12 protein-coding genes are annotated in these 10,225 nt (G+C 73.2%); 8 read left to right on the top strand and 4 right to left on the bottom strand.

The features are described from left to right. The first annotated feature begins 102 nt into the window (after positions 1-102). A complete protein-coding gene (locus VQ03_RS21990; RefSeq protein ID WP_048453046.1) occupies positions 103-1,014 on the top strand; it encodes a polysaccharide deacetylase family protein in 912 nt (303 codons plus the stop codon). A gap of 45 nt (positions 1,015-1,059) precedes the next feature. Here VQ03_RS21990 and VQ03_RS21985 read toward each other — a convergent pair whose 3' ends face one another. The 3 genes from VQ03_RS21985 to VQ03_RS21975 all read right to left on the bottom strand — a co-directional run bounded on the left by VQ03_RS21985 (position 1,060) and on the right by VQ03_RS21975 (position 4,185). Then, positions 1,060-1,797, bottom strand: a complete 738-nt coding sequence (locus VQ03_RS21985) for an aspartate/glutamate racemase family protein (RefSeq protein ID WP_048453045.1) — start codon at positions 1,795-1,797, stop codon at positions 1,060-1,062. Positions 1,798-1,833: 36 nt separating this feature from the next. Further along, entirely contained in the window at positions 1,834-2,610 is a 777-nt protein-coding gene (locus tag VQ03_RS21980; protein ID WP_048453044.1) for a ferredoxin--NADP reductase, read from the bottom strand. A 168-nt stretch (positions 2,611-2,778) separates the two neighbouring features. Beyond that, on the bottom strand, positions 2,779-4,185 hold the full coding sequence (locus VQ03_RS21975) for an amidohydrolase (RefSeq protein WP_083468150.1): 1,407 nt from the start codon (positions 4,183-4,185) through the stop codon (positions 2,779-2,781). Positions 4,186-4,362: 177 nt separating this feature from the next. On the opposite strand from VQ03_RS21975, the gene VQ03_RS21970 reads away from it, so the two are divergent. Together VQ03_RS21970 and VQ03_RS21965 are read left to right on the top strand one after the other, a co-directional pair. After that, complete coding sequence (locus tag VQ03_RS21970; protein WP_048453043.1) at positions 4,363-5,301, top strand: glycoside hydrolase 5 family protein; 939 nt, start codon at positions 4,363-4,365, stop codon at positions 5,299-5,301. Then, positions 5,298-6,131, top strand: a complete 834-nt coding sequence (locus tag VQ03_RS21965) for a PIG-L deacetylase family protein (protein WP_048453042.1) — start codon at positions 5,298-5,300, stop codon at positions 6,129-6,131. Before VQ03_RS21970 ends, VQ03_RS21965 begins: the two co-directional genes overlap by 4 nt. A 4-nt stretch (positions 6,132-6,135) precedes the next feature. Here VQ03_RS21965 and VQ03_RS33890 read toward each other — a convergent pair whose 3' ends face one another. Beyond that, positions 6,136-6,285 carry a hypothetical protein gene (locus tag VQ03_RS33890; RefSeq protein WP_167376118.1) on the bottom strand — a complete coding sequence of 50 codons (150 nt, stop codon included), beginning with the start codon at positions 6,283-6,285 and terminating at the stop codon, positions 6,136-6,138. 305 nt (positions 6,286-6,590) lie between these two features. Here VQ03_RS33890 and VQ03_RS21960 point away from each other — a divergent pair, with 305 nt between their 5' ends. The 5 genes from VQ03_RS21960 to VQ03_RS21940 all read left to right on the top strand — a co-directional run. After that, positions 6,591-7,052, top strand: a complete 462-nt coding sequence (locus tag VQ03_RS21960) for a hypothetical protein (RefSeq protein ID WP_157064202.1) — start codon at positions 6,591-6,593, stop codon at positions 7,050-7,052. Between the two features lie 56 nt (positions 7,053-7,108). Beyond that, on the top strand, positions 7,109-7,741 hold the full coding sequence (locus tag VQ03_RS21955) for a PRC-barrel domain-containing protein (protein ID WP_048453041.1): 633 nt from the start codon (positions 7,109-7,111) through the stop codon (positions 7,739-7,741). A 71-nt stretch (positions 7,742-7,812) separates the two neighbouring features. After that, positions 7,813-8,241, top strand: a complete 429-nt coding sequence (locus VQ03_RS21950) for a GNAT family N-acetyltransferase (protein ID WP_053078694.1) — start codon at positions 7,813-7,815, stop codon at positions 8,239-8,241. Positions 8,242-8,455: 214 nt separating this feature from the next. Next, entirely contained in the window at positions 8,456-9,115 is a 660-nt protein-coding gene (locus tag VQ03_RS21945) for a cytochrome c3 family protein (RefSeq protein WP_048453040.1), read from the top strand. 74 nt (positions 9,116-9,189) lie between these two features. After that, the coding region (locus VQ03_RS21940; protein ID WP_157064201.1) for a TAT-variant-translocated molybdopterin oxidoreductase at positions 9,190-10,225 on the top strand (1,036 nt) is incomplete at its 3' end.

Here is a 10,225-nt window from a genome sequence, read left to right as displayed (position 1 = left end):
GCTCAAGGCTGCTTGGCTCAAGGTTGCTTGGCGGGCGGAGGCGCCCCCGCCCGCCAAGCAACCTTGAGCCAAGCAGCCTTGAGCCGGACCACGGAGACACGGATGAGCGACGAGGCCCGCCCGCAAGGACACCCGCACGGGCGCTACGCCTACAGCGCGCTGCCGCGCCGTCCCGCCTACGACTGGCCCGGCGGAAAGCGGCTCGCGGTCTACGTCGCCCTCAACGTCGAGTGCTTCGAGTTCGGCAGCGGCCTCGGGGCCGAGCTGGCGCCGGGCGGGCCGCAGCCGGACGTGCTGAACTATGCCTGGCGCGACTGGGGCAACCGCGTCGGGGTGTTTCGCCTCGCCGAGCTGTTCGACGAACTCGCCCTGCCGGCTTCGGTACTGGTCAACAGCCGCATCTACGCCGAGTGCCCGGGCCTGATGGACGTCTTCCGCGCCCGCGGCGACGAGGTGGTGGGGCACGGCCGCACCAATGCCGAGCGCCAGGGCACCCTGCCGGAGGCCGAGGAGCGGGCGCTGATCGCGGAGGCCACGGCGGTCCTGACCCGCGAGGAGGGCCGGGCGCCGGCGGGCTGGCTCGGCCCCTGGATCTCGCAGAGCCGCACGACCCCGGACCTGCTGACGGAGGCCGGCTACCGCTACCTCCTCGACTGGTGCCACGACGACCAGCCGACCTGGTTCTCGACCCGCGGCGGCGGGCGCATCCTCTCGGTGCCCTACCCGCAGGAGCTGAACGACATTCCCTCCATCGTCGGGCGCAAGGATTCGGGGTCACAGTTCGCCGAGATGATCGTCGACACCTTCGAGGAGATGCGTGCGGCGGCCTCCGCCGCGCCCCTGGTGATGGGCATCGCGCTCCACCCCTACCTCGTCGGCCAGCCGCATCGCCTGCGGCCGCTGCGGCAAGCGCTGGCGCATCTCGCGCAGCATCGGGACGCGGTGTGGATCACCCGGGCCGGAGATATCGCCGGCCACGCGATCGGGCTGCCGGAGGGGATGGTGCCGGGGTAGCGGGGCGGGGCGCATCACGGCCGGGCGCGTTCCCTCTCCCGGCGCTCAGCTCGCGGCGCGTAGCCACCGCGCCAGCTCCTCCGACAGGCCCACGCTCTCGGTCGCCGGCAGCACCGCACGCGCCCCGGCGAGCCCTGCCGCCGCGACCACCGCCCGCGCCCCGGCCTCGACCGAGCAGATCACCGGCACGTCCACATCGGGCTGCACCCGCTCGGCGAGGCCGGCAAGGGCCGCGCCGCCGAGCACCACCACGTCGGCCCCGTCGATCTCGGCGCAATCGCGGCAGGCCGCGGCGAGGCGGGCGAGGGCGGCGTCGGGGTCGCGGGCGATCTCGCCGCCGGTGGGCGCGACGGTGCGGATGCCGGCGAGGCGCTCGGCGAGGCCGAGCATCGTTACGAATTCGGTCAGCATCGGCTTCCACAGGACGCCGCCGGTGACGATGCCGATGCGTCGTCCGCGGGTGCAGGCGAGATGAAGGGCGCCCTCCGCCATGCCGACGACCGGCACCGGCGAGACCTCCTTCAGGGCGAGGAGCCCCGGATCGCCGAAGCAGGCGAGGTAGACCGCGTCGCACCCCGAGACGTTGGCCGCCAGGGCATCGAGGGCGGCGTGGCCGGCGATCGCCGCGGCCGCGCGGCTGGCGATGTAGCGCGCCCCGAACCGGCCCGTGGCCGGCACGATCTCGGCCGGGATCAGCCCGCGATGGAGGATCTGCCGCACATGCGCCGCCGCCTGCTCGGTGACGGCGGCGGTGGTGTTGGGGTTGATGAGCAGGATGCGCAAGGAACGATCTCCGGGCGCATCCCGCGTATCACGCCGCTACTTCTCGACGAAGGCCTTCTCGATGACGTAGTGGCCGGCCTCGCCGTGGTTGCCCTCGATGTAGCCGGCGCCCGCGAGCAGGTCGCGGGTGTCGCGGATCATGTCGGGGCTGCCGCAGAGCATGAAGCGGTCGGCCTCCTTCGTCATCATCGGCAGGCCGATATCGGCGAAGAGCTTGCCAGAATTCATCAGGTCGGTGATGCGGCCGCGGTTGCGGAACGGCTCGCGGGTCACCGTCGGGTAGTAGACCAGCTGGTCGCGGACCATGTCGCCGATCAGCTCGTGCTGCGGCAGCGTCTCGGTGATCGTCTCGCCGTAGGCGAGTTCCTGGACGTGGCGGCAGCCATGGACGAGCACGACCTTCTCGAAGCGCTCGTAGGTCTCCGGGTCCTTGATGATCGCCAGGAAGGGAGCGAGGCCGGTGCCGGTGCCGAGCAGGTAGAGGTGCCGGCCGGGCATCAGGTTGTCGAGCACCAGGGTGCCGGTGGCCTTGCGGCTGACCACGATCGGGTCGCCGACCTTGAGGTGCTGCAGCTTCGAGGTGAGCGGGCCGTTCGGCACCTTGATGGAGAAGAACTCCAGCTCGTCCTCGTAATTGGCGCTGACCACGCTGTAGGCGCGCAGGAGCGGCTTGGCTCCCTCGCCCTTGAGGCCGATCATGGTGAACTCGCCGTTGCGGAAGCGGAACGACGGGTCGCGGGTCGTGCGGAAGCTGAAGAGCGAGTCCGTCCAGTGATGGACGGACAGGACGCGCTCTTCGTTGAAGTTGCTCATCGTGCCAGGAATCCTGAAGGCGTTCGACGGGTCGCGAGGTTCTCGGTTTGGGAGTGGTCATCTCGCAGGTGCGGCATCGCCGTCAAGGCGTCGCCGCACAAGCGAGGTCTGCGTGGCCGTCAAGCCGCAGGGAAAGCCGGCTGTTCTTCGGAATGCTTCCAATGCATCTCACGCCATCCCGGTCGCGTCCGCCACGAGGTGCAGGGTGGCGCGCAGGCCCGTCATCAGCCCGGCCTCGTCGACGCGGAAGCGCGGCGAATGGTTGGGCGCCGCCGTGGCCGGATCGGTGCCCGGCGGGGTGATGCCGACGAAGTAGTAGAAGCCCGGCACCTCGCGCGAGAAATACGAGAAATCCTCGCTCGCCATCACGGGATCGATGCGCATCGCCTTGTCGCCGAGGAGCCGCGCCAGGGTCGGGGCGGAGCGGGCGGTCAGGCCGGCATCGTTCTCCACCGGCGGGTAGCCGTTCCGGTCCCAGGCGATCTCGGCCTTGCCGTTCATGCCCGATGCGATCGACTCGGCGATCTCGCCGACCCGGCGCCGGATGCGGGCGCGCTGCGCCTCGCCGAAGGTGCGCAGGGTTCCTTCGAGTTCGGCGGTCTGCGGGATGATGTTGTTGCGCACCCCGCCCCGGAAGATGCCGACGCTGAGCACCGCGGGACTGCGCACGATGTCGGTCTCGCGGCTGACCACGGTCTGGAGCGCCGTCACGATCGCCGACCCGATGACGATCGGGTCGACGCCGTTCCACGGCATCGCGCCGTGGGTCTGGCGCCCGGTGACCCGGAGGGTGAAGCGGTCGCTCGCCGCCAGGGTCGGGCCCGGCCGGTAGCCGATCGTGCCCGTCGGCAGGGCGCTGATGACGTGGAGGCCGAACACCAGGTCGGGCCTGGGATCGCCGAGGGCGCCCTCCTCCACCATCAGCCTGGCGCCCGCCGCCGCGTCCCGGGGCACGCCCTCCTCGGCGGGCTGGAACAGGAGCTTGACCGTGCCGGGCAGGCGGGCGCGCTGGCCTGCGAGAACCTGGGCCGCCGCCATCAGGATCGCCACGTGGCAATCGTGCCCGCAGGCATGCATCACGCCGACCTGCTGCCCGCCCCACTCGGTCCGGACCTTCGAGGCGAAGGGCAGATCGACCTCCTCGGTGACCGGCAGCGCATCCATGTCGGCCCGGAGCGCCACGACCGGACCGGGCCCGCCCCCGCCCTTCAGCACGGCGACGATCCCGGTGCGGGCGACGCCCTCGCGCACCTCGTAGCCGAGGCCGCGCAGGTGCTTGGCCACCAGGGCGGCGGTGCGGTGCTCCTCGTCGCCGAGCTCCGGGTTGGCGTGGATGTCCCGCCGCCAGGCGATCATCGCCGCCTCGACCTCCCGGGCAGCCGCGTCGAGGACGTCATGGACGGGCCGGGCGGGGGCCGGCGCAGGGCTGTCGCCGGCCTGCGCCGCGGCTGCCCGCGGCAGGAAGGCCAGGCCCGCGCAAGCGCAGGCACCCTTCAGCAGCGCCCGCCGCACCGGCTCGACCGGAACGCTCTCCGCCCGAAATCCCCGCGCCGTGCGCAAACCGATGCGAAGCATGGCATCCTCCCCGAATCCGGCCCGCTCGCCGCGCTGCCCGTGACCGGAGGCCACGATACGCCCGCTCCGGGGCCTTGGGCCAGCGGCGGACGGCTTGCACCGCGCCCGGCCTGCCGCCATGACGGGCACGCATACTCCCCACCCCCAATTCCCTGCCCTTTCTGCGACGAGGCCGGCATGATCGAAGCGGCGATGATCTGGAACGAGCCCAACAACAAGTCGCACTGGGATCCCGAGATCGATCCCGGCTGGTCGCTCTTCGCCGACACGCTGGATTGCGCGGCGAGGGCGGTGAAGGCGGAAGCGGCGCACCTGCCGACGGTGCTGGGCGGCATCTCGCCGATCGACCCGTCCTTCATCCGGATGCTCGACGGCCGGCGCGCCCTCGACCACGTCGACGTGGTGGCGGTGCACGGCTTCCCGCTCGACTGGAACCTGTGGCAGATCAACGAGTGGCCGGCCAAGCTCGCCGAGATCCGGGCGGTGACGGACAAGCCGATCTGGGTCACCGAGGTCGGCGTCTCGACCTTCGGGGCCGAGGAGGTGCAGGTCTTCGGGCTCGACCGCACCGCCGAGTTGCTGGTCGGCCGGGCGCCGCGGATCCACTGGTACAGCCTCTACGACCTGCCGCAGGCCTGGGGCGCCACCACCCGGCACCGGGAGGCGGAGGGCTCCTCGTATTACCGGCACTTCTACATGGGGCTCCTGCGCGAGGACGGCACGCCGAAGCCCGCCCTGGAGCACTTCGCCCGCCACACCCCGGCCCTGGGCCTGTGCCAGTGGTTCCACTATCAGGATCACCGCCTGGACGAGGCGGTGGCCTGGATGCGGCGGCTCGGGGTGACGTATCTGCGCACCGGCCTGTCCTGGGCCGATTCGTTCCGGCCCGATGCCCTCGACTGGTTCGACCGGCAGATGGAGGCCCTGGCGGAGTTCGACGTGACCGTGACCTTCTGCTTCACCCCCGAGCACCGGGGCATCGCCCCCCACCACACCAGCCCGCCGCAGGTGAAGGAGGAATTCGCCGAGTTCTGCGCCGCGATGGTCCGGCGCTATGCCGGGATGATCCGGCCCGGGCCGGCCCTCGGGCCGCTTCCGGCGATCGGACCGCGATGACGGCGATCGCCCCGACCTCGCCGGCCGCCGAGCGCTTCCTGGCGGCCCTCGCGGATCCGGCCTGCGGGCCGGTCGCGGCGCAGGGCGCCGCGCTCGTGGTCGCCCATCCGGACGACGAGAGCATCGGCTGCGGCGCGCAATTGCCGCGCCTGACCGGCCTGACCGTGATCCACGTCACCGATGGCGCCCCCCGCGACGGCCGGGACGCCGCGCGCCGCGGCTTCCCGGACCACGGGTCCTACGCGGCCGCCCGCGCAGGTGAACTGGATGCGGCCCTCACCCTCGCGGGCATCGCGCCGGAGCGGCGCATCGCCCTCTCGTATCCCGACCAGGGCGTCGCCGAGATCATCGCGCCGCTCGCCCGGCGGCTGGCGGACCTCTTCACCGCGCGCGGCATCACGGTGGCGCTGACCCACGCCTACGAGGGCGGCCACCCGGACCACGACGCCGTGGCGCTGAGCCTGCAGGGCGCCCGCCGGCTCCTCGGGCCCGAGCGCCTGGCGGTGATCGAGATGCCGTTCTACCATGCCGGCCCGGACGGGCTCGATGCCGGCAGCTTCCTGCCCGCCGACCCGCCGCGGCGGGCGATCGCGCTCCACCTCGATCCCGAGGATTGCGCCTTCAAGGCCGGGCTCTTTTCCGCCCATGCCAGCCAGGCCGCGACCCTGAACCAGTTCCCGATCGCCCTCGAGCGCTTCCGCGAGGCGCCGGACCAGCGGTTCGACACGCTGCCGAATGGCGGGCGGCTGCTCTACGAGGCCTGGGGGCTCGGCATGACCGGCGAGCGCTTCCGCGCGCTGGCGGAGGCGGCGGGGCGGGAGATCGGCTGACGGGTCAGTGCCCGCTGCCGGCCGGCATCGCGCGGTAGAACGCGACCACGTCGCGGTAATCCTGGTCGACCGGCGTGACCGGCACGGCGAGGCGCAAGGCGAGGCCCGCGAGGCCGGAGAGCAGGGCGAGGACGAGGCAGGCGCGCAGCGACATGGGCGGGCGGTGCCAGAAACGCCGGCCTGCGTAAAGCCGGGCCGGGAAAACGGGTACGGCCGGGCCGTTCACGGCCTTTGGCGGAGCGAGGGGGCGGAGCTCAACCGAAGGTCGCGGCCGGCCCGGCCGCATGTCCATCAACCTACCGGACGAGTGATGAATGTCAACATTCGTCACTCGTCCGCGCCGAAGACCCGGCGCCCGATGTGCGCCAGCGCACAAAGTCGTTTCCGGCCTCGAATCCGCCCGAGATCTTGGCTTCGAATGGGCTGCCGCGCTTCGGGCCCGCGTTCTTGGGATCAGCCGTGAGATATTCCGCAGGGATCGCGGCCGAAGGAATCTCGGCCATCAGGACCTTGGCCGTCGGGACCTTGGCCGTCGGGACCTTGGCCGTCGGGACCTCGGCAGCGAGGTCGCGCCGCCGGGTTGCCGGCCTCGCGCCGCTGCTGCTCGCCTTCGCCGGCGGGCCGGCCCTCGCCGAGGAGGCGGACCTTCCGGGCCTGGAGACCCGCTGGCACGCTTGCGTGCGGCAGGCCTTCACCGGCCAGCCCCTCGGCATGGAGCGGCGGGCGGCGCAGCGGGCCGCGCTCGCCGCCTGCAAGCCGCAGGAGGACGCCTACGTTCACGCGATGCTGGCGGCGCAGGAGGCCGAGGCGCGGGCGCGCACCACCCGCGGCGTCATCGCCCGGGCACGGGACTGGGCGTTCGCCGCGGCGGGCTCGGCGCGCGCGACCGTCGGCGGCGTCATCGACCGGCTGCGCTGGTGAACCGTGGCGCCCCGGACCCGTTGAGGACGTGAGCCCGTATCGTATAGAGATCCGTCATGACCGCCCTTTCGCGCGCCCTCCTGAGCGCCCTGCCCCTCGCCGCCCTGCTGGCCGCCGCGCCCGTGCTCGCCCAGCAGCCGGCCGGCCCCGATCCCGCGGCGGGCTTCCTGTCCCGGCCGGAACCCGGCTTCCTGCGGGCCTCGAAGCTGGTCGGCGTCAAGGTGATCGGCATGGACCATGTCCGGGTCGGCGAGATCGAGGACGTGCTCCTCACCGAGGACGGGCGCGTGCGCGCGGTGGTGATCGGCGTCGGCGGCTTCCTCGGCATCGGCCAGAAATCCGTGGCGGTGCCCTTCGACAAGATGGCCTGGAACACCGGCGGCGCCGCGGCCGAGGCCCCGCCCTCCCACACCACGCCCGAGCGTGCCCCGAGCGACGCCGCCGCGAGCACCGCCGGCCCCGAGACCATGCCGGGCGCCCAGGTGACCGACCAGGCGCTCGCCGCCGTGCCGGCCCGCCGCAGCGGCACCGTCGACGACGCCACTGGCTCGGTCGCGGCGCCCGAGCCCCGGGGCCGCGCCACGGTGCTGGCGACGGGCCCCGACGGCACGGTGGCGGAGGCCGAGGTGCGGCTGACCAAGGCACAGCTCCAGGCCGCGCCGGCCTTCAAGGTCGAGGCCGCCCGCTGAGCGATCCGAGCCTCCGCTGGCGACCGCTCCGGGAGCCGGACCTCACCGCCGCCTCGGCCGTCGCCGCCCTGGTGCATCCGGACTATCCGGAGGACGACGCGGTGATGGCCGAGCGGCTGCACCTGTGCCCGGAGGGCTGCTTCGCCCTGGCGGCCGGGGATGCGCTGCTCGGCTACGCCGTCGGCCATCCCTGGCAGGCCAGGACGGTGCCCGCGCTCGACACCCTGCTCGGCGCCCTGCCGGACCCGGCGGGCGCCTGGTGCATCCACGACGTCGCCCTGCTCCCCGAGGCGCGGGGGCGGGGCGCGGCGGCCGAGATCGTCGGGCTGATGCTGCGTGAGGCCGCGCGCCGGAGCCTGCCCGAGACGGTGCTGGTCGCGGTCGGCGATGCCGCCGGCTTCTGGCACCGCCACGGCTTCCGGCCGATCCCCGCGCCGCCTCCCCCCGGCTACGGCACAGGCGCGACCCTGATGGTGCGGGGCCTCGCCGCCGGGGCGTGAGGCGCCCGAATGCCGCCCGCTCCGGACGGACGCCACGCTGTCGCACCCTGATGTTCGTGTCCCCGGGGCATCTGGCCGTGGCCAAGCCCCGCGCCACCTAGCCTGGGATCGTTCCGAACTGAGCGGCGGCATGACGAGGGCGGCGTGCAGAGCGTGATTCCGGCCTCGGGCCGAGGCGGCCCGGCGCAGACCGTCCGGTCCGGGACCTGACGCCGTGCGCCAGCTCTTCGCGCCGGGCGCCGACGCCCTCCTGCGCCTCGCGCTCCTGACGGGCGCCGCCTGCCTGGCGGCGCTGCCGGTGGTCGGGGCGGGGCTGGTGCGCTCCTCCTACGTCACCGGCGTCGGGGTGGCGCCGGCCCAGCCGGTGCCGTTCAGCCACAAGCACCATTCGGGCGAGCTGAAGATCGACTGCCGCTACTGCCACACCACGGTCGAGACCCAGGCCACCGCCGGCCTCCCGCCGACCCATACCTGCATGACCTGCCATACCCAGATCTGGTCCGGCTCGGAGATGCTGGAACCGGTGCGGGCGAGCTATGCCAAGGACCAGCCCCTGGTCTGGACCCGCCTGAACAAGCTGCCGGGCTACGTCTACTACAACCACTCGGTCCACGTGACCAACGGCATCGGCTGCTCGACCTGCCACGGCGCCGTCACCGACATGCAGCTCACCTACCGGGCCAACGCCTTCGAGATGAGCTTCTGCCTCGACTGCCACCGCAACCCCGAGAAATACGTGCGGCCGAAGGACCAGATCCTCGACATGTCCTGGAGCCCGCCGGCGAACCAGGCCGAGATCGGCCCCGAACTGGTGCGCCAGTACCGTATCCGCGGCGGCGAGCGGCTGACCGAATGCGGGATCTGCCACCGATGAGCGCATGCGGGATCTCTCGGTCATGAGCGAATGCGGGGTCTCTCAGTCATGAGCGCATGCGGGGTCTCTCGGTCATGAGCGGGGACATCGCCTCGCTCCGCGCCCGCCTCGCGGGCGGCGACGGCCCGGCCTTCTGGCGCAGCCTCGACGCGGTGGCGGATTCGCCCGAGTTCCGCGCCTTCCTCGACACCGAGTACCCGGCCGCCGCCCGCCTCGCCGCGGCGCCGGACCGGCGCGGCTTCCTCAAGCTGATGGCCGCCTCCTTCGCGATGAGCGGGCTTTCCGCCTGCGGCCAGCCGGACGGGCGGGCGCAGGAGGTGCCGTATGTCCGCCAGCCGGAGCGGATCGTCCCGGGGGCGCCCCTCGCCTACGCCTCCGCCGCCCTGATCGACGGGTTTGCCAATGGCATCACCGTCACCACCCGCAACGGCCGCCCGCTGAAGATCGAGGGCAATGCCGAGCACCCCTGGAGCCGCGGCGGCACCGACGTGTTCGGCCAGGCCTCGGTGCTCGGGCTCTACGACCCGTTCCGGCTCCAGACGCCGCAAGCCCTCGGCCGGCCGAGCTCCTGGCAGGCCTTCCGCGCCGCGATGACCGGGCGCTTCGCGGCGCTCAAGGCGGCGGAGGGCGGGCGCGGCCTCCACCTTCTGACCGGGCCGGTGACCTCGCCCTCGCTGGCCGCGCAGATCGCCGCGATGCGCCGGGATTTTCCAGGCCTGCGCTGGCACGTCTCGGACCCCTCCGGACGGGACGCGCTCTACCAGGGCGCCCGCCTCGCCCATGGCCGCCCGCTCGAGACCCGCTGGCGCTTCGACCGGGCGCGGGTCGTCGTCTCCCTGGACGGCGACCTGCTCGATCCCGGGCCGGCCCAGGTCGGCCAGGCGCGCGACTGGGTCGAGGCCCGCCGCAAGGCCGCCGCGGAGGGGCGCCTGCTCGCGCTCCACCATGCCGGACCGAGCCCGAACCTGACCTCGGCCAAGGCCGAGTTCCCCCTCGCCCTCGGCTCGGACGGCCTGGACGGCCTCGTGCGCGACCTCCTGGCCGAGGCCGGGGGCGGGGCGGCCGGGGGCCGCAGCGGCCCGGCCGCCTCCTGGCGCGCCAGGGCCTTCG

Source organism: Methylobacterium tarhaniae, from assembly GCF_001043955.1.
Taxonomy (GTDB): domain Bacteria; phylum Pseudomonadota; class Alphaproteobacteria; order Rhizobiales; family Beijerinckiaceae; genus Methylobacterium; species Methylobacterium tarhaniae.
This window is presented reverse-complemented; position numbering and strand designations above follow the sequence as displayed.